Below are 24,559 nucleotides of genomic sequence, written 5' to 3'. Positions count from 1 at the left end.
CGGCTCCATCGTTTGAGATCGGTAACAACCTCATTCTGGCACATCGATGCCGTAGGGGCCGTCCACCCCAACAGTACGCTGTGTCCTTTCCGCTCAAACAACCGGCCTCACGGGATACTGGATTCCCGCCTTCGCGGGAATGACAACAGAGGGTGCGGAAAGGCAGCGAACCGCATTGAGGTCGTCATCCCGGCCGCAGCGAAGCGGAGAGCCGGGACCGGGGAGCCCGGGCCTCTCGTTGGCGCGGCGATCAGGAGCGGCGATAACGGGCTCGCCGGTCCCGGATAAAGCCTGGCGGCTTTTCCGGGATGACGATCGAGAGTAAAGGTATCTCCGATAAATTTAGCCGACTAACCACCCGCCTCCGGTAACGTCGCAGCAACGCGTTCGATCATCCGCCTCAGCCATCTGTGGGCCGGGTCGGTGTTCGAGCGCTGGTGCCAGACCATGTAGATGGAGACCGGCTCGCAGTCGAAGGGCAGGGGCGCGCAGGCAAGGTCGCGCAAGGGGCCGAGGTGCTGCAGTTCGGTGTCCGTCGAGATCAGGTCGCTGCCCTTGATGAAGGCGGGGATGGCGTTGAAATAAGGCACGGTCACCGTGGGCGGCCGGATCCGGTTCTGGTCCACGCCGCGCAGGACCTCCTTCGAACTCCGCCCGTCCTCGAAGCGCACATCCACGTGCTCGCAGGCGCAATACTCTTCCCAGGAAGCCGGCGGGTCGCGCCGGTTGGCATCGTAGAACACCATCATCCGCGTCGTCACCAGCCGCTTCTGGAAGATGTCGCGTCCGTCCGGCGGCAGCGGCGTCAGCATGATCTGGCAGCGGTCGTCGCGCAGGATGACCGGGTCGGGCACGCCCGAGACGAGAAAGTCGAGTCGCAGACGGATCCCCTGTTCGCGCGCCTCGCGCAGCAGCGGCGGAAAGATCAGTTCGCGCTGCAGATCGTTGGCGGCGATGGCAAAGCGCATCTCTTCCGCTTGCGGGTCGAACGGCCGGCCTTCCGTCAGCCCCTTCATCCCGTCGAGCACCGCCTGCACCGGCTCCTTGAGCGCCAGCGCCCGCTCGGTCGGCGTCAGGCCCTGGCCGGAGCGCACGAACAGCGGATCGCCGAGCACATGGCGCAGTTTCGCCAGCGTATGGCTGACGGCCGACTGGGTCACGCCCAACCGGTCGGCGGCCTTGGAAACCGACGACTCTTCCAGGATAGTGAGAAAGGTCCGCAGCGTCTTGCCGTCGAGGTCGGAATAATCGATTTTGCTCATAGTATTTATTTATAGATATGAATGGATCTGGGGTCGATCCCAAGCTAGTGCGTAGAGTGGAGAAGGCCGGAATGGCCGAAACGGAGGAAAGTGCGCATGGGGATCAGGTTTTTTTCCGACAGGAGCCGTCCGGTTCATCTCGGTCCCTATCCGCTCGAGCGCCTGAAGCGCCAGTCCGCCCTTCCGGATCTCTCCGCCGTACCGGGGATGCGGCCACTGAGCTTCCATCGGCCCGAAGCGCCGGAAAGCATCGTCAACGCCATGGGCGAATACCAGGCGATGATGGACGCGATCCGCGACGGGCTGGTCAACCGGACCCAGTCGGAGATCCCGGCAGACCCCCAGGAGCGCGCCAATCACCTGAAGGCCTTCGGCTATTTCAGCGACGCCTCCATGATCGGCACCGGCCCCCTGCCGCGAGAGGCACTGCTGTCCGAACCGTTCCGCAACCCGGATATCGACCGGCTCGCCCATGACCTGAAGACCCGCCAGACCAAGACGCTCGCCTCCGGCATCGACATGATCATGGCGGATCTGAAGGAAAGCATGGAAGCGCCGCCGCGCGAGATCGACGGCCACCGGCACGCGATCGTCTTCCTCTACGAACATTTCCGCGATCCGAATCCGGACGAAGCCGGTGCGGACTGGATCCGAAATGCCCAGGCCCATCGCGGCGCCTTGAGGGCGACGGAGACCGCGGCGGTGATCGCCAATTACATCCGCCTGCTCGGCTTCGATGCCCGTGCCCATACCGCAAGTTCCTCCGATGTCGATCTCGGCAAGCTGGCGGCCGCCGCCGGTCTGGTGAGCGCGGAAGACGGCGCGCTGGTCGCGCCCTGGCTCGGCACCCGGTTCTCCCTCGCGGCGATTACGACGGAAATGGAGATCGCCCATGACGCGCCGCTGGCGCCGATGGGCAAACAGCCCTGGTTCAGCACGCTCGGGCCTGCATGGTGGCTCGGCAAGGGCTTTGCCAAGAACGCCTTCAACCGCGACCCTTACGCGACCCGGGATTACGTCGCCGGCGCCCATCCGTTCGAAAAGCTGAAGCGGGTCGACACGCCGACCACCTATATCGACGAGGCCAATGTGGCCCGGGTCCCCAAGCGCGCCGACATGTTCGCCCGCGCCCAGTTCGGCGACATGGGCAAACCCTGCCAGGACGGCGCCAAGGGCGGTCACTATGCCCGCAAGGCGGCGCCCAGCTTTGCCCAGCGGCGCGCGCTCGGCGCCTTCGTGCTCTTGCAGGACGGCCCGGCGAACCCGGACGGTGCCAGGCCGAGCGATGCGGAACGCAACGCCGCCAATATCAAGGCGGCGACCTATTTCCTCGGCGTCGATGCGGTTGGCCTCTCCCGCTGTCCGGACTGGAGCTGGTATTCCCACGATGCCGCCGGCGAACCGCTCGACCCGCCGCACGACCAGGCGGTCTCGATGATCATCGACCAGGGCTACGAAACCATGGAGGGCGCGTCCGGCGACGACTGGATTTCCGTCGCCCAGTCCATGCGCGCCTACCTGCGCTTCTCCCTGCTCGGCGGCGTCATCGCCAAGCATATCCGCAACCTCGGCTACAAGGCCAAGGCGCATACGGTGATGGACGGCGAGGTTCTGCAGCCGCCGCTTCTGCTGCTGTCCGGTCTGGGCGAAGTCAGCCGTATCGGCGAGGTGATCCTGAACCCCTATCTCGGCCCCCGGCTCAAGTCCGGCGTGGTCACCACCGACATGCCGATGACACACGACCGGCCGATCGACTTCGGCCTGCAGAACTTCTGCGAGAACTGCAACAAATGCGCCCGCGAATGCCCGTCAGGGGCGATCACCGCCGGGCCGAAGCTGATGTTCAACGGCTACGAGATCTGGAAATCCGACAGCCAGAAATGCGCCACGTACCGCATCACCACGCCGGGTGGCGCCATGTGCGGCCGCTGCATGAAGACCTGCCCGTGGAACCTGGAAGGCCTGTTCGCCGAAGCGCCGTTCCGCTGGGCGGCGTCGAACATTCCCGCCGCCGCACCCTTGCTCGCCAGGCTGGACGACGCGGTCGGCAACGGCGGCCTGAATGACGTCAAGAAATGGTGGTGGGACATCGAGCTGGAAGAGGACGGCGCCTACCGGCCGACCAAACATCCGCTCAACCGCCGTGACCTGCAGAAGGATCTGGACCTGAAATACGAGGACCAGACCATGGCCGTTTATCCGGCGCCGATCGCTCCGCATCCCTGGCCCTATCCGTTCCCCATGGACCGGGAGGCCGGCATCGAGGCCTATCAGGCCATGGTGACAGCGGAGGAATACCAGGCGCGTCTGGTCTCCGGCGACACGTCCGTGATCCACCGCTACGTCAATGACGGTGACAGCCCGGTGATCCGCGTCGAGGTCTCAAAAGTCGAGAAGATGACGCCGGATGTGACCAAGTACGAGTTCCGCACCCTCGACGGCAGCGACCTGCCGGAATGGACCGCCGGCGCCCACCTCGACATCGTCGTCGCCCCGGAATTCCTGCGCCAGTATTCCATGTCTGGCGATCCGGCGGACCGGTCGAAATACCAGATCGCGGTGCTGCGAGAGGACGATGGCCGGGGCGGCTCGAAACTGATGCACCGGATCTTTTCCGAAGGCCGCAAGATCTTCATCTCAAGGCCGATCAACCATTTCGAACTGGACGAGACCGCAACGAAAAGCTTCCTCATGGGCGGCGGCATCGGCATCACCCCGATGATCGCCTTCGCCCATCGCCTGCATGCGCTGGGCAGGGACTTCGAGCTGCATTATTCGGCAAGCCGGAGGGACGGTGCCGGCTTCCTGGAGGACCTGCCGACGTTCCCCTGGGCCGACAAGGTCATCACCCACTTCTCCGACCAGGGCACCCGCGCCGATCTGGACACGGTCCTCACCGGCTACCGCGACGGCTGGCATGTCTACACCTGCGGTCCCGACCGTTACATGACCGGCGTGATCGAGGCCGCCACTCGCCAGGGCTTCCCGGAAGAGGCGCGGCACCTGGAATATTTCTCCGTGCCGGAACAGCCGGACTACGTGAACCACGACTTCGTCCTGAAGCTGAAGGACGGCCGCGAGCTGCTGGTCCCGGAAGATCACACCGCCGCCGATGTGCTCAACGCCAATGGCTTCCACATCGACATCAAATGCTCCGACGGCATCTGCGGCGTCTGCAAATGCGGCCTCGTCTCCGGCGAAGTCGAACACCGCGACTTCGTGCTCTCAAAGAAACAGCGCGAGACGTCGATCATTCTCTGCCAGAGCCGGGCGAAGGACGAGGGCGGCGTGATCGAGATCGATCTGTAAAAGGCGGCAGGAACCTGCTTTTGCCGGTTGCTGCCGCTTTTTTATTCACTTTGAAGACTTGATCGTTTCTTTTGCTCGGTTAGACCTTGAACATTGTTATTGCCCATTGCGGAGCCGTTTGAGTTCATGCCGAATATACCAGCGTCCTTGAGTTCGCGCCTGACCGCGCTGCTTTCCCGCATCTATTTCGATGCCGATGCCCAGGATCTCACGGACAAGGTTTTCGAGGCTTTCTGGCCCGAGGGCGCCCATTGCCGCAAGCGGCCGCGCCAGCCGGCCAACTCGCTCTGGTCGGAAAAGGACGCGATGGTCATCACCTATGGTGACACGCTGATCGACGGTGTGCACAAGCCGCTGGATCTTCTCTACGATTTCCTGCTGGAGCATATGAAGGGCGTTGTCAGCGGGGTTCACATCCTGCCGTTCTTCCCCTTTACCTCCGACGACGGCTTTGCCGTGACCGACTATCGGAAGGTCAATCCGTCGTTGGGCGACTGGGCCGATATCGAGCGGATCGGCAAGTCGTTTCACCTGATGTCGGATCTGGTCTTGAACCATGTGTCGAGCCAGGGGACCTGGTTCAACGCCTACCGGCAGGGGCAGGCGCCCTACGACAGGTTCTTCTTCGAAGCCTCGCCCGACGAGGATCTTTCCATGGTGGTGCGGCCGCGCACCACGCCGCTCCTGCGCGAAGTGGATACGTCCCGCGGACCGCGCCATGTCTGGTGCACCTTCAGCCACGATCAGGTCGACCTCGATTTCCGCAATCCGGAGGTGCTGCTTGAGATCCTGCGGATCATCCGGCTGCATATCGATGAAGGCGTGCGGATCATCCGGCTGGATGCGGTCGCCTTCATCTGGAAGGAGCCGGGCACGCCGTCGATCCATATGCCCAAGACCCACGCGATCGTACAGTTGCTCAGATTGCTGGCCGATTATGCGACGGAGACGGTCGTCCTCCTGACGGAAACCAACGTGCCAAAGGCGGAAAATCTCAGCTATTTCGGCCAACGCAACGAAGCGCACGCGATCTATAACTTCCCGCTGCCGCCGCTGATCCTGCATGCGATGCTGTCGGGTTCGGCGAAACATATCCGCAGCTGGCAGCGCGCCATGCCGCCGGCACCGCTGGGCTGCGCCTATCTGAATTTCGCGGCAAGCCACGACGGCGTCGGCATGCGGCCGGTCGAAGGACTGCTGCCCGATGACGAGATCGCCCGCGTGATCGAAACGGTCAAGGAGGCGGGAGGGCTGGCCTCCATGCGCGCCCTGCCGGATGGCGGCCAGTCCGTCTATGAACTAAACACCGCGTTCTTCTCCGCCATGGCGCGGACCTTCGAGGGCGAGGACGGTTACCAGATCGAGCGGTTCGTCTGTTCGCAGACGATCGTCATGTCCCTTGAGGGGATTCCGGCACTCTATATCCATTCGATGCTGGCCACGCCGAACGATCTCGAGGGTGTCGAGCGGCGCGGCATGAATCGGGCGATTAACCGGCATCGCTGGGATTATCCGACCCTGCGCGCCAGGCTCGCCGATCCGGACTCCGATCAGGTCCGTGTCCTGCAGGCCCTGTCGGAGCGTCTGCGGATGCGCGCCAAACAGCCGGCTTTTCACCCGAATGCAACCCAGTTCACCCTGATGCTGGAAGATCGCGTCTTCGGCATCTGGCGTCAGTCACTGGATCGCAGTCAGTCGATATTCGCCCTGCACAATGTCAGTGCGGAAACGGTGGACGTTCCCGTCGCCACGTTGAACCTGATCGAGGACGAGCACTGGATGGATCTCCTGACGGGCGAACATATCCCGTCCGGGCAGGAAACAGTAGCGCTGGCGCCCTATCAGTGCCGCTGGATCACGAACCGGCACTGAACGGGATCGGAGCGAACTCTTCCGCATCCGCCGCGACGGCTGCCTTGAGTTCCGACAGCAGCATCGGGTCGGCCGCATGGATCCGGTTCCAGTTGGCGATGAACGGCGTTTCCTGAGGACTGTCGAGGAACACCTGCCCGGCGCGGATGATGTTGTCGGCGAACAGCTCGATGGTCTGTTCTTCCGCATGCCGGTCGATGGTCAGCCCGTTCATCTTGGCGTCGTGATCGTAGACTTCCAGCATGTCGAGCGCGCGTCGGTAATAGGTCGCCTTCAGGGTGCGGAATGTGTTGCTGGTGAAGACGGTGCCGTCGGCCGCCAGCTTGCGGAAGATCGCCTTGCAGATGTCCGTCGACATCCGGTTCAGGCCGCTGCTGGCCTCTTCGGCACTCACCGACTGGTGCTTGTGGTCGTAAGCGTCGGCGATCTCCACCTGGCAGACCGAGCGGGGCCCGAGATTGCGCCACGCCTCCGACAGGATGCCGATTTCGAGCCCCCAGTCGGACGGGATACGCAGGTCCGGCAGGATCGACATGCGCAGCGCGAATTCCCCCGACAGCGGGTAGCGGAAGCTGCGCAGGTAGTCGAGGTAGTCCCGGTCGCCGATCACCTTCTTGAGCGAGATAAGCAGAGGGCTGACGAGCAGGCGGGTGACCCGTCCGTTCAGCTTGCCGCCGCCGACGCGCGGATAGAAGCCTTTGGACAGCTGATAGGAAAAATGCGGATTGGCGACGGGATAGACCAGGCGGGCAAGCATCTCGCGATTGTAGGTCAGGATATCGCAGTCGTGGATCGCCATGACGGCCGAATCCGCGCAGGCGATCAGGTAGCCCATGCAGGTCCACACGTTCTTGCCCTTGCCGGGCTCGATGGGCTGGAGACCGAGCCCAACCAGCTTGTCCTCGAAGGCCTTCATCCGCGGCGAGTCGTTCCAAAGCACCACATGGTTTTGCGGCAATTTGGAGAAGAAGTCCTGGGCCATGCGGAACTGGGTTTCGGTCGCCCGGTCGAGCCCGATGACGATGCGGTGCAGGTACGTGACCTTCGACAGTTCCTCGACGATATTGGCGAGGGCCGTCTCTTCGAGTTCGGAATAAAGCGACGGCAGGATCAGGGTGATCTTTCGGGTCTGCGCGAACGCTTCCAGCTCGTAGACCAGCTCCTCGATCGGCCGGCAGCGCAGATTGTGGAACTGGGCAATGTTGCCGTTTTGATGGAAGTCAGCCATGGTTTGTCTCTTCCCGCGTTCGCCCGAGGTTCTCAATCAAGTCCAGAATAGCCGCATTCCAGCCCGCCGGGCCGGGAAGTGTCGTTCGGCGGATGCGGCCTGTGGCCTCACCCGCAAACTCCGGCATCGGCGGCGCGTGGTCATTGCGCACCACGACACCGCGATCTGCCGCAGCCAGCATTTCCGCGTCGTTCGGCGCATCTCCAAGGGCAACTGTCATGTCCGCCTGCAGGCGATCGGCGATGTCTTTCATGGCATCGGCCTTGGTCCGGCCGAAGGAAAGGGTCAGGAAGCGACCGCCGCGGCGTGCGACGATCCCCTGCGCCTGCAACGCGTCCAGAAATCGGGTCAGGTCGGCATCGGTTCCGGACCACAGTCCGGGCTCGGAATGGCAGCGCATCCTCGCAAGCCGGGCCTGTTCGAGCGGCAGGCCGGTCGCTTCGGCGACGCCTTCGTCGCTCATGTCGCCGAAGCCCTTGAAGGGCTGGGACAGCGCGCGAGGCAAGTCGGTGAGGGCTTGCCTGATCTTGAGATAGTCGGAGCGATCGCCGGAAGCGGGCCCGCCCGGCATGTAGATGCCGGCGCCGTTCTCAACGATTGCTGGACTGTCGCCAAGCTTCAGTTCGTCATGCAGACGGGCGATCTCGGCCCCGGTCTTGCTGCTTGCAAGGACCAGCGGAACGTCAAGGTCACGCAAGGCCTGAAGGGCCGGCTTGGCCTGCTCATAAGAATACGTGGCATGGTCGAGGAGGGTTCCATCCAGATCCGTGAAGACGAGTAGACGCACCATTTCGACCCGAACTGGTTTGATACGGTAAGTGACTGACCGGAAAACTGTAACCGATTCCCCTCGGGCTGGGCTATGCCCTCCACGAGGGTTCAGTAAGCAGCTATCGGGTAATCGCCCGGGACAAGTTGCTGGCGGCGTCAAGCCGGGTTTCGTCGAGCCCCACCAGATCCACGAGCCGGGCCGACGCGACATCGGTATCGGTGAAAACGGCACCTGCGACCGAGGCGCCAGTCAGGTTCGCTCCGGCGAGCGATGCGGTCGTGAGGTTCGCGCGGTCGAAACGAGCGCCCTTCAGGTCGGCGAATTCAAGCACCGCGCGCAACAGGTTCGCGCCCGTGAAATCCGCGCCCTCGGCCTTTGCGCTGGTCAGGTCGGCGCGCATCAGTCCCATGGACTGGTTCTTCAGGTCGGCGCCGAGATCGGCATTTGTGAACCGGGCGCCGGTCAGGTCGGCCCGGGAGAAATTGGCGGGGGCCCGCGCCCCCGTGAGATCTGCATTCCGGAGCGAGGCGTCCTGCATCTGGGTCTGAAACAGGCTTGCGCCCTTGAGGCTCGCCCCGTCGAGACGCGCTTTAAGCGCCCAGGCCTGGTCGAGCACGGCCCCGTCCAGTCGGGCGCCGCTCAGGTCGGTTCCGTTCAGCCGCGCTCCGCGAAGGCTGGCGCCGCTGAAGTCGAGCCCGGATAGATCTAGACCGTTGAGCCGCGCCTGGTCGAACACGGCCGCTCCCGGCTGCGCGGCAAGCCGCGCCTCCACCTCGGCGCGGGTCATATCCGCCTCGGTCATCGCCGGCGAGGTGAGGTCGATCCCGGACATGAGCGACTGTGCGGCGGCCGGTCCCGACAAGGCCAGTGCCACCGCAACAACGGCAAGCCTGATACGCATTCGCAAATTCCTCCCGTCACCGAAACTAGGCCGCCGGCGGTATCAGTCCATGCCGATCACGGAGATCTGATCTCGGGAGCGTCAGACGTTAACTGCTGCTGCAACGTCTCCGCAGCTTCTCGCACCAGCCGCGCGGTCTTCTCCGTTTCCAGACCTTCCAGGGCGACGACGCCGATGGAGCATTCCAGCCCCGGCAGTCCGGGGCCGGTCAGCCGGAGCGGGCTGGCAACACCGACCGCGCCGGCCTGCAATTCGCCCCGCGTGACGCTATAACCGTTCTTTCGTGCACGGGTGACCGCTTCCGGCTCGTCTTCCGTTGCAGGCCGGCCGGCGAGGATCGCGATGCCGGCGGCCCCCCGGTTGAGTGGATGGCGGGTGCCGAGCCGGTAGTGGATGTTGAGAAACGTGTCGCGCGGTTCGGCAACGAGAATGGCGACGCCTTCTTCTCCTTGCGCTAAACAGAGGAACGCCGTTGCCCCGGAGGCATCGGCGAGCTTCTCGATGACCGGGCGGGCAAGGGTCCTGAGCGGGGTGTCGGCGGTGGCGCCAAGCGCGAAGATGCCACTGCCCAGGATCAGCCGTCCGTCCGGCAACCGGTAGACCATCTGGTGCGCCTCCAGCGTGCCGGCGATGCGGTAAGCGATGGCCCGGTGCACGCCGAGCCGCTTCGCCAGTTCGGAGATCTTCAGCCCGTCACGGCTCTCCGCCACCGCGCGCAGCGCAATCAGGCCCCGGTCCAGGGTTTGCAGTCGGGTCGTTTCCATATCGGCTCTCAGGTTTCCGTCTTCAGTCCCATCGGCATATTCCCGTCTCCCTTGAGCAGGAGAAGCGCATTCGAACGAAAGCGTCGGCAACAGGCTCCAAATTACCTCTCCCATTGGGAGAGGTCGGAGCGAAGCTCCGGGCGAGGGGATATAGCCCGTCCGTATCCCCGAGCGTTTTGTTCCCCTCACCCCAGCCCTCTCCCCATGGGAGAGGGAGCCAGGCCGTGCCATGTGCAATTGCCTTGCCCCTCCGGGGGGAGAAGGGAGCAAGGGGCGATTCAGTGCAGCCGCTCCAGATGATCGGCAGATTGCCGTCAATTCCAATGTGTGCGATAATAAAACAAAGATGTGCGATAATCGAGACAATTCTTTTTGCGGGAGGAGAAGATGGCGGAAACGGCCGGGGAAACCGGGAGCAAATCAGGTGGCTGTCCGGTGAGCGGGCATGGGCGTACCGGCTGTCCGGTGTCGGAGCTTGCCGCTAACTTCGATGCCTTCGAGGGGCCCTACCAGGTCGATCCGGCCGAGGCGCTGCGCTGGTCGCGCGATCAGCTGCCCGTCTTCTACAGCCCGAAGCTCGGCTACTGGATCGTCAGCCGCTACGACGACATCAAGGCCGTCTTCCGCGACAACATCCTGTTCTCGCCCAAGAACGTCCTGGAAAAGATCTCGCCGGCAATCCCCGAGGCCATGGAGGTTCTCAAAGGCTACGGCTACGCCATGAACCGCACCATGGTGAATGAGGACGAGCCGGCCCATATGGAGCGCCGCCGCGCCCTGATCGGCCATTTCCTGCCGGAAAACCTCGAACCGAACCAGGAGATGATCCGCCGTCTGACCCGCGAGAAGGTGGACGCCTTCATCGACAGTGGCCGGGTCGATCTGGTCGATGCCATGCTCTACGAGGTGCCGCTGAACGTGGCGCTGCATTTTCTCGGCGTGCCCGAGGACGAGATCGCCGTCCTGCGCAATTTCTCCCTCGCCCATTCGGTCAATACCTGGGGCAAGCCGACGCCGGAAAAGCAGATCGAGGTGGCCCATGCGGTCGGAAAGTTCTGGCAATATGCCGGCTCGGTCATCGAAAAGATGAAGGCGGAACCGGACGGGCAGGGCTGGATGCATGAAACCATCCGCAAGAACGCCGAGATGCCCGACGTGGTGCCGGACAGCTACGTCCATTCCATGATGATGGCGATCATCGTCGCCGCCCATGAGACGACCTCGCTGGCCTCCGCCAACATGTTCAAGACCCTGCTCAGCCACCGCGAGGCCTGGGACGATATCTGCGCCGACCCGTCGCTGATCCCCAATGCGGTCGAGGAATGCCTGCGTTATGCGGGCTCCATCGTCGCCTGGCGCCGCCAGACCACGGGACCGGCGCGGGTGGGGGATGTCGATCTGCCCGAAGGCGCGAAGCTGCTGATCGTCCAGGCCTCGGCCAACCAGGACGAGCGCCATTTCGAGGACGGCGACACCTTCGATATCTACCGCGACAACGCGGTCGATCACCTGACCTTCGGCTACGGCGCCCATCAATGCATGGGCAAGAACATCGGCCGCATGGAAATGCGCATCTTCCTGGAGGAGGTGTCGCGCCGGCTGCCCCATCTGCGTCTCGCCGAGCAGGAGTTCAGCTATCTGCCCAACACATCCTTCCGCGGCCCGGACCATGTCTGGGTGGAGTGGGACCCGGCGGAAAATCCCGAACGCCGCGATCCGTCTGTTCTGGAGCGGACGGTGGAGTTCCCGGTCGGCGCGCCGGCGCGCAAGGACATTGCCCGGCGGATCCGGGTGACCGGTGTCGAAACCGTCGCCGACAGGATCGTCCAGCTGACGTTTGAGGATGCGCAGGGCCGCGCCCTGCCGAACTGGAGCCCGGGCGCCCATATCGAACTTTGCCTCGGTGGCTATGACCGCAAATATTCGCTCTGCGGCGTGCCGGGGGAGAGCGCCTATACGGTCGCGGTCCTGCGCGAGGACGAGGGCCGGGGCGGATCGCGCTATATCCATGACACCGTGAAGCCCGGCATGGACATCAGGATGCGCGGGCCGCACAACCTGTTCCGCCTGGACGAGGACGCAGAACATTACCTGCTGATTGCCGGTGGCATCGGCATCACGCCGATCCTCGCCATGGCAGACCGGCTGAAGGTGCTCGGCAAGCCATACGAACTGCACTACGCCGGCCGGTCGCGCACTTCCATGGCCTTGCTCGACCGCACCTCGCGCGATCATGGCGGGGCATTGATCGTTCATGCCAAAGAGGACGGACAGCGGATGGACCTGCACGGCCTTGTCGGCGCCCTGCCTGAAGGCGGGCGGATCTACGCCTGCGGTCCGGAGCGCATGATCACTGCGCTTGAGGATCTGACGTCGAACCTGCCCGAAGGCACCCTGCGCTTCGAGCATTTCTCCTCTCATAACACGGGCCTAGATCCGGAAGAGGAACAGGCTTTTGAAGTGGAACTGAGGGACTCCGGCCTGGTGGTCCAGGTGGCCGCCGACCAGACCCTGCTCGATGCCATCCGCGCGACCGGCATCGATGTCGCCAGCGATTGCTGCGAGGGCCTGTGCGGCAGTTGCGAGGTTCAGGTGCTGGACGGTGATGTGGACCACCGCGACGTGGTGCTCAGCCGCTCGGAGCGGGCGGAGATGACCCGCATGATGGCCTGTTGCTCAAGGGCGAAGAACGGCGGGCGGCTCAGGCTCGGGCTTTAGAGTGCGCGCGAAATCTTCCGGCTTTTGCGTCGTTTCGCCTATCATGCCTTTCGATTGGCAAATGACAGGCTGATGGCGGTGTGCCGATGGGACGGCACTCCGCCATGCAGGTCATACCGGTTGCGTCGGACGCAAGCGGCCGGTCAGCTTGCCCGCTGGCAAAGCACGTTGACCGGATAGATGGCTTCCCGCGACTTCTTTTCGCCGGACGTGGTCGTGTGGTCGTTCTTGCGGTTGCGCTTCTTGCTGTCGGCGACGGCGGTAACGGCAAAGCGCGCCTGCGCCGTCAGCTTCCACTCCCGGTCTAGCACCTTCGACTTCGACATGCCGTTTTTCATCTGCTTCTTCAGGTTTTCGGTGCAGACGACCTTGGGATCGAAATAGAAGCGGCTGTGCTCCGGCCTGACGTCAACCGCAAGGCTCTTGCTGTAGCTGCTCCAGCCATCGGAACTGCGCACCTTGTCGGAAAAGAACCAGGTTTTTTGCACCCACGGCGATGCTGAGGCGCGGTACAGGCCGATGAACCAGACGGCGTTTGAGCCTTTCGCTTTCGCGTAAACGCGAAGATAGTACCGGTGCGCGCCCGATGCGTAGGACGTGTAGCCGTTGTTATCCGCGCGAACCACGATGGGCTTCTGATCGATGCCTTCCTTGACGATATCGACCTTCTCAAGCTTGCCCGCGAAGGCGGCCGAGGCGATGGAAAGACCGATTGCGGCCAATCCGATTCGTTTGATGTATGACATTTCACTTTCCTCCAATTCGCAGGCTCAATATGAGCCATGCGATCTTCGGAAAATTGGTCATCGGCTTTTCCGTCCGATGTCGTGGGGGCGGTTTCTTGTTTCAATTGTTTCACCGGCAGGCAAAGGACCGGCGGCCCGGGGTTGGGCAACGAAATTTCAGTTTTTGATCGACATCAAGTCGCCCGCTTTCGGGGGTGATACTCTACGCTCATGAGTTGAGGCGCGCTTCTCGATGGCAATCGGCGATATCAGCATGGGCACAAGACAGACAACGGCATGGCGCCGGGTGTCGGGGATCTACGTCTGCCTGCTGGCGCTTGCAATGCTTGCGTTCGGCCATCTCGACCCGCCGTCGATGCCGGTGTCTCATGGCGGGTTTGCAGTGACGGCCTCTGCCGCTCATGCCGATAGCCACATGCCCGGGGAGCATGCAGCCGCACCCGGACATTGCATGCATCATGGCAATTGCGCCTTTCACGGCGTCGTTCCCTTAGTCTTCACGCTTATGCCGCCTCTTTCATCGGCTCTGCTTCTTGCAGATGAGCGGGCCGGTCCTCCGCGTGTGGTCTCTCCCTTGCAGCATCCTCCGAAAGTGCGTGGCGCCTGAGCGGTATCCCGCGCCGAAGATGCCGTTGTCCGATAGCTCCGGCGTAAAGCTTCATGGCCTGGCTGGCCGAGGCTGAACGCCGGGGTGGACGGAATTCCACGGACGGAGCCCGTGCACACCCCTTTGATGAAAGACGGATCGTCGGTCGGCTGCAATGCGACCGGATCCGATAAACAGGAGACGAGTTATGAAAAAGATCCTTTTCACCTCAGCCTGCGCCATGATGTTCGCCGCTTTGGCAGGCGGCGCTGTGGCCCAACAGGGCGGACCCATGATGGGCCAGCCCGGTCAGGGCATGATGACGGGCCAGGGCAATGATCAGGCGCGGCCCATGCCCGGCTACGGATACGGCCGGCGCGGCATGATGCCCTGGGGCTACAACGGCCACATGGGACCGGGAATGATGTACGGCCGTGGCGGGGGCTACGGTATGGGTCCCGGAATGATGTACGGCCGTGGCGGGGGCTACGGTATGGGTCCCGGAATGATGGGCGGCGGCATGATGATGGGCCCCGGAATGATGGGGCGCGGCATGATGGGCCCTCAGATGATGATCCTGATGATGGACACCAACGGTGACGGCAAATTGTCCCTGGAGGAATTCCAGGCGATCCATGGCCGGATGTTCAAGTACCTCGACAAGAACGGCGACGGCCAGCTCACCCCCGATGAGATCCGGAACCGATGGCAGGATGACGACGACGCGAACGGGGAAGATAAATAGGTCCGCCAGGCCCCTTACCCGAGCCGATGCGGGCGCCGTGGTTTCGTCTCCGCCGCCCGTTTCGCGGTGTCTAACGGAAGGCAAAACAGGGCGATGACAGTTACCGGACCGCCATCGCCGATTTTTACCAAGAAATGAGGTTTTGCTCGTACGGTGGAATGGTTTGAGGCATTTTTAGTCAAATTTGCCAATCCGCCGGGAAACCGGCCATCGCGTGTGAAAAGCCTATGAACAATACGAACCGGAAAGCCTGGGTCGACATTGCGAAGGGACTGTCCATCATCCTCGTGGTGATGATGTACTCCGCCTATAACACGGGCGAATACACCGGCGAGGTCGGCTATCTGCATTACGTCATCGGCTTCGCGACACCGTTCCGGATGCCGGAATTTTTCCTGATTTCCGGCCTGTTCCTGTCCAAGGTCATCGACCGTCCCTGGCGCCTTTATGCCGACCGGCGGGTCGTTCACTATTTCTATTTCTATGGGCTCTGGGCCGCGATCATGATCGCCTTGAAGGTGGGAATTTTTTCAAGGTCGCCTGCCGCCATGACCCATGACATGGCCGTAGCGGTCGTTCAGCCTTACGGTGTCCTGTGGTTCATCTACATGCTCGGCGTGGTCAGCGTTGTGGTCAAGCTGTGCCGGCAGTTCCGCATTCCGCATTGGGTCGTCGTGCCTCTCGCCGCGGCCCTGCAGATGGCGCAGATCGAATCCGCCAGTTACATCGTCCAGCAGTTCGCCGCCTATTTCATCTTCTTCTACGCCGGCTACCTGTTTGCGCCGCATGTGTTTCGCGCTGTCGGCTGGGCGCAGACGCACCCGTGGCAGGCGCTTGGCGCCCTTGCCGCATGGGCCGTCGTAAACGGGCTTCTCGTCTTCTCACCGGGGTACGAGGTCCTGCCCATGGGTATGCAGATGGGCTACGCGGCCTTCCCGCCGCTCCATCTTGCCCTCGCGCTGACAGGCGCTCTGGCCCTGTGCGTTTCCAGTGCTCTTCTGGCAAAGGTGCGGGCCATGGACTGGCTCAGGTGGCTGGGCGAACATTCGCTCGTCATCTATCTGGCCTTCACGATCCCGATGTCGATCGTCCGGGGCGTCGCGCTTTGGAGCGGTCTGATCACAGATACCGGAGCGCTCAGCACCCTCGTGCTCGTGCTGTCGACCGCAGCTCCGGCCGTGATGTTCTGGCTGATCAGGAAAACAGGCATGGGTACCTTCCTGATCGAACGCCCGGCCTGGGCGCATATCACCGGCACCCGCCCGCTCGCGGCCTCCAACTCGAAAGTTTGACGCCGAGCCAAGGCGAGCCCCGAAGGGCTCGCCCACCCGCCGTTACTGGCCGGCCTGATAATAAGGTTTGGGGCTTTCCGAAACCGTCTGACCAAGGGCGTAAACCGTGTATTTCGCGTCCTTGTCATAGCCCATGCCAAGCGACCCGCTCGGCATGCCGGGCACAGCCAGGCCGCGTATGTCGGGCCGTTCGCTCATCATCTTGTCGATCGCTTCCAGCGGCACATGTCCCTCTAGGACATATTTCGTGCCATTGCCCATCACCGCGGTGTGACAGGCTTCCATGTCGTCCGGGATGCCGGCCTGTTTCTTGATCGCGGTCAGGTCTTCCATGTCCTGTATGATGACCTTGTAGCCGGCTTTCTCCACGGCATCCGTCCAGATCTTGCAGCATCCGCACCAGGGGGACTTGAAGACCGTTATGGTGTTTTCGTCTCCGGCGTGAACCGGCATGGAGAACAGGGAGCCGGCAAGAATTGCGGCTGCAAAGAGATGTGTTCTGGTCATTTTTCAGCGTCTCGCTTGATTGAATCAAAGAGTGTGATTTATCCCGTGGAGCGGTGCATGACGGGCACGCAGGCCGATGCATTCAGGCCTTGGCGCGTCGCTGCGAAAACGGAGACAAATCGACAGCCGGCATCGTTATGCCGGCAGGAACCGCAAGGATGTCAGGCTGCTATTGGGGGCGGATCATTTCCGTAAAGAACGATCGGGTGATGCCTGTATTTCGAATGTTCTTCGGCGGTTTCCGATAGTCCGGTGAGAGGCATCGGAACCGTCACGATCAGGCCCAGGCAATCCATAGGGCAGGATGACCCGTCCAGCGATCCCTTCGACCCGGACAATTTCTTGCAGCAGCTCATGGCCTCATGGCCATTGTCGGACGCGGGTTTGATCGTCTGCTTCGTGTTGCCGGCCTGCTGCGCATCGGTAGCGACGGAGAGCGGCGATGCAAATGCAGGTCCCTGTGCCGCCATGGAATGCATGCCGGCAACGACAAGGATCAGAAGTGCGATCAAAAATCTGCGCATTTGTAACTGATAGCTTCCGCGGACCGGTTTTTCCAGCCGCCTTCCCCGAAGAGGTCGGATACTAGATCAGGGTTCCAGCAGGTGGAAGGTCAAGCGGATTTTCCCGCGCGCCTCTAAAGGATCCGTACCCTAATGGTTTCCGTGGTGTTCGTGTTCGGGAGGCGGGCCGGCACGGGACAGGAACCAGTATTCGAAAATGAAAACGAGGGCCATACCGATCGCCGCTGCATAAACGATGAGCGGGTCCTGTTGCCATTTGAGAATTGCAAGGGCCGCAAGAACGACGAGATCGAAGACGATCGCGCAGATCATGATCCAGCCCGACGCATCGATTTCCCGACGCAGCGCGCGAAACACGCCCCAGTGGATAAGGATATCCATGACGAGATAGAAAAACGCGCCGAGGGATGCGATCCGGCTGAGGTCGAAAAAAACCGTCAGCAACGCGGCAATCACCACGGTGTAGACGAGCGTATGGTCGCGGATCCTGCCCGGCATGCCGAAATGGCTGTGCGGGATCAGTTTCATGTCGGTCAGCATGGCCAGCATGCGCGAAACGGCAAAAATGCTGGCGATCAGTCCGGATGCGGTCGCAACGATGGCCAGGAGAACGGTCAGGTAAAACCCGATGGATCCCAGGGCCGGTTCCGCGGCCTCTGCCAGCGAATAGTTTTTGGTCTGGATGATCTTGTCGAGGCTCAGCGAAGAGCCGACGGCCAGTGCGACCAGGAGATAGACGACCACGCAGATGCAGATCGATATGACGATGGCCCGGCCCACATTGCGATGCGGTTCGGTGATCTCCGCACCGCTGTTGGTAATCGTTGTGAAGCCCTTGAAAGCCAGGATCGACAGCGCGATGGATGCGACAAATCCGGCAATCCCGAAGTCGTCGCCCGTCCCGGTGGCCTTGAAGGAAATGCCGGAAGCCCATAAGGCTGCAGCACCGAAAAGGCCGATACCGGCGACCTTGATGACCGCCATCACCACCGAGAACAGCCCGACCGACTTGTTGCCCGCCACATTGACCAGATAGGCAAAGACGATCAGGCCCACCCCGAGAATCGGGATCAGGACTTCAGACTGGCCGACATCAAGGCCGCGCAAGACATAGCTGGCAAAGGTTCGTGCGACGAGGCTCTCGTTGATGACCATCGATAGCGCCATCAGCAGCGCCGCGCCCGCGGCGACCGTCGACGGACCGTATGCTTTTTGCAGGATCATGGCGATCCCGCCAGCCGAAGGAAACGCATTCGACATCTTGATGTAGGTGTAGGCGCTGAAGGCGGTGACCACCGCGCCGGCGATGAAGGATAGGGGAAACCAGGGACCTGCCAGTTCGGCGATCTGGCCCGTCAGCGCGAAAATACCAGCGCCGATCATGACCCCGGTTCCCATCGAAATCGCGCCGGGCAGTGTGATGCTGTTTTCCTTGTACTCTTTGCTCACCCTTGGTCCCCCGTTAAAACCGGTCTACCTGTTATAACGAGGGTCCGGCCGGTTTGTTCCCCGGAATCGGAGGAAATTTCCTGATCGGGTCCTGTGGAGCGGGCGTGGGTACGCTTCGCGGTTCAGGCTCTAAAGGCTGGTGCGCATGCGGTAGCCCGGTGCGTAGGTCATGCGCACATGGGTGATCGGTTCGTCTCCATTCCAGGTGGTGCGTTCGACCACGAACAGCGCGGTGCCGACCGGGGCGCCGAAATGGGTGCTCAAGGTCTCGTCCGCATTGGCTGCAAAGAACACCATGTCGCCGCCGGTATAGGGCGCGGTCTGGACCAGCCACTCGTTGGCGCTGATATCCTTGAACTCGGTTTCCGCCATTGAAGGCACCGCGGAAAGGTTGGTGTAGCGTTCCTCGTAGATGAACGGCTGATCGTCCGCATAATGCATGCTGCGCAGGAACAGGACGTCGGCACCGTCGGCCAGGCGGAAGGCGCCGCCCAGATGCGGCGGCAGTTTGCGGATCTCCCGTTCCAGCACGGCGTGCCGATAGGTGGCGCCGCGCGCCTCGACTTCCTCGCGCACGATGGGAATGGTCAGGGTCGCCTTGTGCGGCGGATTGACGGCGATCCGCGTGCCGGCCTTGCGCCGCCGGGTGACCAGGCCCGTCTCCGCCAGATCCCGGAGCGCCCGGTTGACCGTGGTGCGGGCGCAGCCGAATTCCTCCGCCAGCTCCGCCTCGCCCGGAATGAGATCGCCCGGCTTCCAGATCCGGTCGTGGATCCGGCGCAGGAGTTCCTCCCGGATCAGTATCCAGGAATTGGCTTCGCGAAGTGTCAAAGTTTCTCCCTCAATCCCCGCATGGTTGAGCGGTAGCGGTCTCTTATCGCTTCTCCGTCGCGATGTCGCCCCCCGGCGACCACGTGCCGCCCCGCGGACCAGACATCGGAAACCATCCGGTCGTCGCCGGCAAAGATCCAGGTGTCGAGGATTTCGTCGCCCTTGGTGCCGTCGAGATCCAGTGCGGCGGGGTCGAGAGCGAGCAGATCGGCAAATTGGCCGGGCGCGAGGGCGCCCGAGGTACGGCCCGCCGCCTGGGCCCCGCCCGTCAGGACGGTTTCGTAAAGCACCCGCCCTGTGGAGTTTTCCGGTGTGGCGACGCTGGCGCGGCATTTGTCGCGCAGGCGCTGGGAGTATTCGAAGGTGCGCAGCTCTTCGGAGAGCGAAATCCGGATATTGGAGTCTGAGCCTATGCCGAACCTGCCGTTGGCTGCGAGATAATTCACGCCGTCGAATATACCGTCGCCGAGGCTCGATTCGGTGATGGGGCAAAGGCCCGCGACCGCGCCTGTCGCGGCCAGACCGGAGGTCTCTCGAGCGGTCATCTGGGTGCAGTGGATCAGGCACCAGTTCTCCGTGACATCATGCGTGTCAAGCAGCCAGTCCACGGGGCGCTTTCCATAGGCGGCCTCGACCTCCTCGACTTCCTTCACCTGTTCGGCGAGATGCATGTGCAGCGGTGCGGTGCCGGCAAGCTCCACGCAGCGGGCGAGGTCGTCCCGTGTCACGGCGCGCAGCGAGTGGGGCGCGACGCCGATCCGGGCATCGCCGGGAAGCGTTGCGATCGTCTTTGCCGCTACCTCGTGCAGCCTCGCGAACCGGTCGAAATCATTGCCGAAGCGGATCTGTCCGTCGCCGAGCGGCCGGCCGTCGCAGCCGCCCTGGCTGTAGAGCACCGGCAGCAGGGTCAGGCCTATGCCGGTCGCATCACTCGCTGAAGCGATCCGCTCCGACAGTTCGGCGATGTTGTCATAAGGCGTGCCGCCGGGCTGGTGGTGGACGTAGTGGAACTCGGCTACGGCCGCGTAGCCCGCCTCCAGTATTTCCATCTGCACGAAGGCGGCGATCGCCTCGATGTCCTCCGGGGTCAATACGTCAAGGAAGCGGAACATGATCTGCCGCCAGGTCCAAAACGTGTCGCGGCTTTCGGAGCCGCGCCGCTCGCTCATGCCGGCCATGGCGCGCTGAAAGGCGTGGCTGTGCAGGTTGACCGGGGCGGGAAGCAGCGTTCCGACGCGGGTGCCTTCCGGTGCCGCGCCTTCCGAGACGTCTGCGATCCTGCCGTCCGGACCGATCACCACGCGCACGTTCTCCCGCCAGCCCGAAGGCGTCAGGGCCGTGTCCGCGAAAAGGGTCTGGCAGCGCGCGGGGGCAGGGAAACCGGAAAGCGTCTGCATGGCATTCATCCGCGTTGACAGGTTAATATGTGCATGCATAATCTCTTATATCACAATTTAATCAAGCCCTGGAATGGACCGTGTCGGCAACTCTCCTCACCAACGCCAAGCTTGCCACCATGGAGCCGGAAGGCGCTGCCTACGGCCTGATCGAGCACGGTGCACTGGTGATAGAGTCAGGCAAAATTGCCTGGTGCGGACCGGCAGCGGACCTGCCCCCCGGATTTTCGAACCTGCCTGCGGAAGATCTCGGCGGACGCCTGGTGACGCCGGGCCTGATCGATTGCCACACCCATGTGGTCTTTGGCGGCAACCGTGCCCGCGAGTTCGAGATGCGTCTTGAAGGCGCAAGCTACGAGGAAGTCGCCCGCGCCGGCGGCGGCATCGTCTCCACCGTGCGGGCAACCCGTGAGGCCGGCGAAGCTGAACTCCTGGTCGACGCCCTGAAACGGGTCGATGCGCTCCTTGCCGAAGGCATCACCGTGCTGGAGATCAAGTCCGGCTACGGTCTCGATATCGAGACGGAACTGCGCATGCTGCGGGTCGCCCGCAAGGTCGGCGAACAACGCCCGGTACGGGTGAAGACCAGTTTCCTCGGCGCCCACGCGATCCCGGCCGAATTCAAGGACGAGCCGGACCGGTATCTGTCCGAGGTCTGCCTGCCGGCGCTGAAGGCAGCCCATGCGGAAAGCCTGGTTGATGCGGTCGATGGCTTCTGCGAGGGCATTGCGTTTTCACCGGAGCAGATCGGCCGGGTGTTCGATCTCGCGAAGGATCTGGGCCTGCCGGTCAAGCTTCACGCCGAACAGTTGTCCAATCTGGGTGGTGCGGCGTTGGCGGCCCGTTACGGCGCCCTGTCCGCCGACCATCTGGAATATCTTGACGAAGTCGGCGTGAAGGCGATGGCCGAAAGCGGTTCCGTCGCTGTCATCCTGCCCGGCGCGTTTTATACGCTGCGCGAAACTCAACTGCCGCCGGTCGATCTGTTCCGGAAACACGGCGTGCCGATGGCGGTTGCGACCGACTGCAATCCCGGTTCCTCGCCGCTCACGTCCCTGCTGCTCACCATGAACATGGCCTGCACCCTGTTCCGCATGACCCCGGAAGAGGCGCTGGCCGGAGCGACCCGCAATGCGGCGCAGGCGCTTGGCCTTGATGATTGTGGTACCCTGAGTGCCGGAAAACGGGCCGACCTGGCCGTCTGGGATGTCGAACACCCCGCCGAACTCAGCTACAGGATCGGCTTCAATCCGCTCAACCGGCGCATTTTCGGAGGTGCCGCATGACCGGCATTGTTCTCATTCCCGGTGCCGTCACGCTGGAAGACCTGGAGAAGGTCTATCGATCCGCAGTTCCGGTCACGATCGACCGCGCGGCGAAACCCGCCATCGACGCGGCGGCGGAGCGTGTCCGGCAGGCGGCACTCGGCTCCGAGGCGGTCTATGGCGTCAACACCGGCTTCGGCAAGCTCGCCAGCGTCAAGATCGCACCGAAGGACACGGCCACCCTCCAGCGCAACCTGATCCTGTCCCATTGTTCCGGCGTGGGCGATGAGACCGAGGCTGCGGTCGTCCGGCTGATGATGGTGCTGAAGCTGCTGTCTTTGTCGCGCGGCGCCTCCGGCGTGCGCTGGGAAATCTTAGAGCTGATCGAGGACATGCTGGCAAAGGGCGTCCGGCCGGTCGTTCCGTCTCAGGGCTCGGTCGGCGCTTCCGGCGATCTGGCCCCGCTCGCCCATATGACCGCCGTGATGATCGGCGAAGGCGAGGCGGATTTCGACGGCGAGCGTCTGCCCGGCGCGGAAGCCCTGAAAAAGGCCGGTCTCGAACCGGTGGTGCTCGGACCCAAGGAAGGCCTCGGCCTCATCAACGGCACCCAGTTCTCGACCGCCTACGCGCTTGCCGGCCTGTTCGACGGCTGGGCCCTGGCGCAGGCCTGCCTGGTGACATCGTCGCTTTCGACCGACGCCATCATGGGCTCCACCGCGCCGCTCCTGCCGGAAATCCACGCCCTGCGCGGCCATCGCGGCCAGATCGAGGTCGCGGCCGCCATGCGTGAGCTGATGCAGGGCTCGGAAATCCGCGAAAGCCACCGGGACGGCGACTGCCGGGTCCAGGATCCCTACTGCATCCGCTGCCAGCCCCAGGTCGTCGGCGCTTGCGTCGACCTTCTGCGCATGGCCGGCCGGACGCTGGAAATCGAGGCCAATGCGGCGACCGACAATCCGCTGGTCCTGACCGAGGCGGACCGGATCGTCTCCGGCGGCAACTTCCACGCCGAACCGGTCGCCTTTGCCGCCGACCAGATCGCCCTTGCCCTGGCCGAGATCGGTTCGATTGCCCAGAGGCGCGTCGCGCTGATGGTCGACCCGACGCTCTCCTTCGACCTGCCGCCGTTCCTTGCCATGGACCCGGGGCTGAATTCCGGCCTGATGATCGCGGAAGTGACCACGGCCGCCCTGATGAGCGAGAACAAGCACCTGGCCCATCCCTGCTCGACCGATTCCACGCCGACCAGCGCCAACCAGGAAGACCATGTCTCCATGGCGGCTCACGGCGCGCGCCGGCTCGGACGGATGAACGCCAATCTCGCCAATATCCTTGGGGTGGAACTGCTCTGCGCCTCGCTCGGCATCGAATGCCGTGCGCCGCTGAAGACCAGCGCACCGCTGCAGGATGTGATCGATCGCCTGCGTCAGGACGTGGCACCGCTCGAAACCGACCGCTATCTGGCGCCCGACATCAAATGGGCCGCCGGTCTTGTCTCCTCCGGCGCCGTTGCGGCGGCAGCGTCAAAAGACAAGCTGCTCGACATTGGATGGCCGTCATGAAGCCCGTCGAGATCTTTGCCGGCGACAGCCCGGTCATTCTCGGCGTGCCCCACGCGGGCACCTTCATCCCCGACGACATCCGCGCCCGGCTGAACGAAACGGGTCTCGCCATCGCCGACACCGACTGGCATGTGGACCGGCTCTATTCCAACCTGCTGCCCGGCGCGACCATGGTCTGCGCCACCTTCCACCGCTATGTCATCGACGCCAACCGGGACCCGGAAGGCGTCAGCCTCTATCCGGGGCAGAATACCACCTCGCTCTGCCCGGTGACCGATTTCGACGGTCGGCCGATCTATCTGGACGGCGAAGAACCGTCGGCTGACGAGATTGAGCAGCGCCGGAAAACCTGGCACGCCGCCTATCACCAGGCGCTTGCCGCCGAGATCGAGCGGGTGAGGGAGCTGCACGGCGTCGCGATCCTTTACGACTGCCATTCGATCCGCTCGCTCGTGCCCTTTCTGTTCGAGGGCACGCTGCCGGATTTCAATATCGGCACCAATGGCGGCACCACCTGCGCGCCGGCCGTCGAAGCTGCGATCGTCGCCCGCGCCAGGGCGGCGGACGGCTACACCAGCGTTCTCAACGGCCGCTTCAAGGGCGGCTGGACAACGCGCCATTACGGCCGCCCGGAAACCGGCGTTCACGCCATCCAGATGGAACTCGCCCAATCGACCCATCTTTCAACCGAAGCGGCGCCCTTTGCCTATGACATGGACAAGGCGGAGCGGCTTCGGGTGCATCTGAAGGAAATGCTGGACGAACTCGCCCGGGTCGCCGGCAATCTCCCGAAGACCGGCGGTAAGGAAACAACAAGATGACCGGA

At 63.1% G+C, this 24,559-nt stretch carries 20 protein-coding genes; 9 read left to right on the top strand and 11 right to left on the bottom strand.

Translation table 11 applies throughout. The features are described from left to right. Positions 1-350: 350 nt before the first annotated feature. Positions 351-1,262, bottom strand: a complete 912-nt coding sequence (locus tag ACN0SO_RS08170) for a LysR family transcriptional regulator (protein WP_417676377.1) — start codon at positions 1,260-1,262, stop codon at positions 351-353. 96 nt (positions 1,263-1,358) lie between these two features. Between ACN0SO_RS08170 and ACN0SO_RS08165 the strand changes: the two genes are divergently transcribed. Together ACN0SO_RS08165 and ACN0SO_RS08160 are read left to right on the top strand one after the other, a co-directional pair. Next, on the top strand, positions 1,359-4,571 hold the full coding sequence (locus ACN0SO_RS08165) for a 2Fe-2S iron-sulfur cluster-binding protein (protein ID WP_417676375.1): 3,213 nt from the start codon (positions 1,359-1,361) through the stop codon (positions 4,569-4,571). Between the two features lie 126 nt (positions 4,572-4,697). Further along, on the top strand, positions 4,698-6,443 hold the full coding sequence (locus ACN0SO_RS08160) for a sugar phosphorylase (RefSeq protein WP_417676373.1): 1,746 nt from the start codon (positions 4,698-4,700) through the stop codon (positions 6,441-6,443). On the opposite strand, the gene ACN0SO_RS08155 is transcribed toward ACN0SO_RS08160, so the two are convergent. From ACN0SO_RS08155 to ACN0SO_RS08140, 4 genes are all read right to left on the bottom strand, one after another. Beyond that, a complete protein-coding gene (locus ACN0SO_RS08155; protein ID WP_417676371.1) occupies positions 6,427-7,671 on the bottom strand; it encodes a glycosyl transferase in 1,245 nt (414 codons plus the stop codon). The two genes, ACN0SO_RS08160 and ACN0SO_RS08155, sit on opposite strands and share 17 nt — an antisense overlap. Next, the gene (locus ACN0SO_RS08150) at positions 7,664-8,461 is read right to left on the bottom strand and encodes an HAD-IIB family hydrolase (protein ID WP_417676369.1); all 798 of its coding nucleotides are present in this window, start codon (positions 8,459-8,461) and stop codon (positions 7,664-7,666) included. Before ACN0SO_RS08150 ends, ACN0SO_RS08155 begins: the two co-directional genes overlap by 8 nt. Positions 8,462-8,561: 100 nt before the next feature. Continuing rightward, entirely contained in the window at positions 8,562-9,344 is a 783-nt protein-coding gene (locus tag ACN0SO_RS08145; RefSeq protein WP_417676367.1) for a pentapeptide repeat-containing protein, read from the bottom strand. Positions 9,345-9,400: 56 nt separating this feature from the next. Continuing rightward, entirely contained in the window at positions 9,401-10,108 is a 708-nt protein-coding gene (locus tag ACN0SO_RS08140) for an IclR family transcriptional regulator (protein WP_417676365.1), read from the bottom strand. Between the two features lie 387 nt (positions 10,109-10,495). Between ACN0SO_RS08140 and ACN0SO_RS08135 the strand changes: the two genes are divergently transcribed. Continuing rightward, the gene (locus ACN0SO_RS08135; protein ID WP_417676363.1) at positions 10,496-12,826 is read left to right on the top strand and encodes a cytochrome P450/oxidoreductase; all 2,331 of its coding nucleotides are present in this window, start codon (positions 10,496-10,498) and stop codon (positions 12,824-12,826) included. A 143-nt stretch (positions 12,827-12,969) separates the two neighbouring features. Here the strand turns inward: ACN0SO_RS08135 and ACN0SO_RS08130 are convergent, their stop codons facing one another. Then, positions 12,970-13,572: a hypothetical protein gene (locus tag ACN0SO_RS08130; RefSeq protein ID WP_417676361.1), complete on the bottom strand. Its 603-nt coding sequence runs from the start codon at positions 13,570-13,572 to the stop codon at positions 12,970-12,972. Between the two features lie 232 nt (positions 13,573-13,804). On the opposite strand from ACN0SO_RS08130, the gene ACN0SO_RS08125 reads away from it, so the two are divergent. From ACN0SO_RS08125 to ACN0SO_RS08115, 3 genes are all read left to right on the top strand, one after another. Beyond that, positions 13,805-14,179, top strand: a complete 375-nt coding sequence (locus ACN0SO_RS08125; protein ID WP_417676359.1) for a hypothetical protein — start codon at positions 13,805-13,807, stop codon at positions 14,177-14,179. A 187-nt stretch (positions 14,180-14,366) separates the two neighbouring features. Next, entirely contained in the window at positions 14,367-14,903 is a 537-nt protein-coding gene (locus ACN0SO_RS08120; protein WP_417676357.1) for a hypothetical protein, read from the top strand. A 227-nt stretch (positions 14,904-15,130) separates the two neighbouring features. Beyond that, positions 15,131-16,195 (top strand): acyltransferase family protein, encoded by a 1,065-nt coding sequence (locus ACN0SO_RS08115; protein ID WP_417676355.1) that lies wholly within the window; start codon positions 15,131-15,133, stop codon positions 16,193-16,195. A gap of 42 nt (positions 16,196-16,237) precedes the next feature. Here ACN0SO_RS08115 and ACN0SO_RS08110 read toward each other — a convergent pair whose 3' ends face one another. The 5 genes from ACN0SO_RS08110 to ACN0SO_RS08090 form a co-directional block, all read right to left on the bottom strand. Continuing rightward, the gene (locus ACN0SO_RS08110) at positions 16,238-16,702 is read right to left on the bottom strand and encodes a DUF411 domain-containing protein (protein WP_417676353.1); all 465 of its coding nucleotides are present in this window, start codon (positions 16,700-16,702) and stop codon (positions 16,238-16,240) included. A 161-nt stretch (positions 16,703-16,863) separates the two neighbouring features. Next, a complete protein-coding gene (locus tag ACN0SO_RS08105; protein WP_417676351.1) occupies positions 16,864-17,226 on the bottom strand; it encodes a hypothetical protein in 363 nt (120 codons plus the stop codon). A 129-nt stretch (positions 17,227-17,355) separates the two neighbouring features. Further along, on the bottom strand, positions 17,356-18,675 hold the full coding sequence (locus ACN0SO_RS08100) for an APC family permease (RefSeq protein ID WP_417676349.1): 1,320 nt from the start codon (positions 18,673-18,675) through the stop codon (positions 17,356-17,358). A gap of 129 nt (positions 18,676-18,804) precedes the next feature. Next, on the bottom strand, positions 18,805-19,506 hold the full coding sequence (locus ACN0SO_RS08095) for a GntR family transcriptional regulator (protein ID WP_417676347.1): 702 nt from the start codon (positions 19,504-19,506) through the stop codon (positions 18,805-18,807). Further along, positions 19,503-20,903, bottom strand: a complete 1,401-nt coding sequence (locus ACN0SO_RS08090; RefSeq protein ID WP_417676345.1) for a formimidoylglutamate deiminase — start codon at positions 20,901-20,903, stop codon at positions 19,503-19,505. Before ACN0SO_RS08090 ends, ACN0SO_RS08095 begins: the two co-directional genes overlap by 4 nt. A gap of 119 nt (positions 20,904-21,022) precedes the next feature. Between ACN0SO_RS08090 and hutI the strand changes: the two genes are divergently transcribed. Genes hutI through hutG form a run of 3 tightly spaced genes read left to right on the top strand, consistent with a single transcriptional unit; the run spans position 21,023 to position 24,554 of the window. Beyond that, the gene (gene hutI / locus ACN0SO_RS08085; RefSeq protein WP_417676425.1) at positions 21,023-22,189 is read left to right on the top strand and encodes an imidazolonepropionase; all 1,167 of its coding nucleotides are present in this window, start codon (positions 21,023-21,025) and stop codon (positions 22,187-22,189) included. Beyond that, complete coding sequence (gene hutH, locus ACN0SO_RS08080; RefSeq protein ID WP_417676343.1) at positions 22,186-23,733, top strand: histidine ammonia-lyase; 1,548 nt, start codon at positions 22,186-22,188, stop codon at positions 23,731-23,733. The genes hutI and hutH overlap by 4 nt, the downstream gene beginning before the upstream one ends. Beyond that, entirely contained in the window at positions 23,730-24,554 is an 825-nt protein-coding gene (gene hutG / locus ACN0SO_RS08075) for an N-formylglutamate deformylase (RefSeq protein WP_417676341.1), read from the top strand. The genes hutH and hutG overlap by 4 nt, the downstream gene beginning before the upstream one ends. Positions 24,555-24,559 lie beyond the last annotated feature (5 nt).

The organism is Roseibium sp., assembly GCF_048260565.1.
Lineage (GTDB): Bacteria > Pseudomonadota > Alphaproteobacteria > Rhizobiales > Stappiaceae > Roseibium.
This window is presented reverse-complemented; position numbering and strand designations above follow the sequence as displayed.

Excerpts from the sequence above, each read along its gene's own strand:
- ACN0SO_RS08170 (WP_417676377.1), bottom strand. The coding sequence starts at position 1,262 with ATGAGCAAAATCGATTATTCCGACCTCGACGGCAAGACGCTGCGGACC.
- ACN0SO_RS08165 (WP_417676375.1), top strand. The coding sequence starts at position 1,359 with ATGGGGATCAGGTTTTTTTCCGACAGGAGCCGTCCGGTTCATCTCGGT.
- ACN0SO_RS08160 (WP_417676373.1), top strand. The coding sequence starts at position 4,698 with ATGCCGAATATACCAGCGTCCTTGAGTTCGCGCCTGACCGCGCTGCTT.
- ACN0SO_RS08155 (WP_417676371.1), bottom strand. The coding sequence starts at position 7,671 with ATGGCTGACTTCCATCAAAACGGCAACATTGCCCAGTTCCACAATCTG.
- ACN0SO_RS08150 (WP_417676369.1), bottom strand. The coding sequence starts at position 8,461 with ATGGTGCGTCTACTCGTCTTCACGGATCTGGATGGAACCCTCCTCGAC.
- ACN0SO_RS08145 (WP_417676367.1), bottom strand. The coding sequence starts at position 9,344 with ATGCGTATCAGGCTTGCCGTTGTTGCGGTGGCACTGGCCTTGTCGGGA.
- ACN0SO_RS08140 (WP_417676365.1), bottom strand. The coding sequence starts at position 10,108 with ATGGAAACGACCCGACTGCAAACCCTGGACCGGGGCCTGATTGCGCTG.
- ACN0SO_RS08135 (WP_417676363.1), top strand. The coding sequence starts at position 10,496 with ATGGCGGAAACGGCCGGGGAAACCGGGAGCAAATCAGGTGGCTGTCCG.
- ACN0SO_RS08130 (WP_417676361.1), bottom strand. The coding sequence starts at position 13,572 with ATGTCATACATCAAACGAATCGGATTGGCCGCAATCGGTCTTTCCATC.
- ACN0SO_RS08125 (WP_417676359.1), top strand. The coding sequence starts at position 13,805 with ATGGCAATCGGCGATATCAGCATGGGCACAAGACAGACAACGGCATGG.
- ACN0SO_RS08120 (WP_417676357.1), top strand. The coding sequence starts at position 14,367 with ATGAAAAAGATCCTTTTCACCTCAGCCTGCGCCATGATGTTCGCCGCT.
- ACN0SO_RS08115 (WP_417676355.1), top strand. The coding sequence starts at position 15,131 with ATGAACAATACGAACCGGAAAGCCTGGGTCGACATTGCGAAGGGACTG.
- ACN0SO_RS08110 (WP_417676353.1), bottom strand. The coding sequence starts at position 16,702 with ATGACCAGAACACATCTCTTTGCAGCCGCAATTCTTGCCGGCTCCCTG.
- ACN0SO_RS08105 (WP_417676351.1), bottom strand. The coding sequence starts at position 17,226 with ATGCGCAGATTTTTGATCGCACTTCTGATCCTTGTCGTTGCCGGCATG.
- ACN0SO_RS08090 (WP_417676345.1), bottom strand. The coding sequence starts at position 20,903 with ATGCAGACGCTTTCCGGTTTCCCTGCCCCCGCGCGCTGCCAGACCCTT.
- hutI (WP_417676425.1), top strand. The coding sequence starts at position 21,023 with ATGGAGCCGGAAGGCGCTGCCTACGGCCTGATCGAGCACGGTGCACTG.
- hutH (WP_417676343.1), top strand. The coding sequence starts at position 22,186 with ATGACCGGCATTGTTCTCATTCCCGGTGCCGTCACGCTGGAAGACCTG.
- hutG (WP_417676341.1), top strand. The coding sequence starts at position 23,730 with ATGAAGCCCGTCGAGATCTTTGCCGGCGACAGCCCGGTCATTCTCGGC.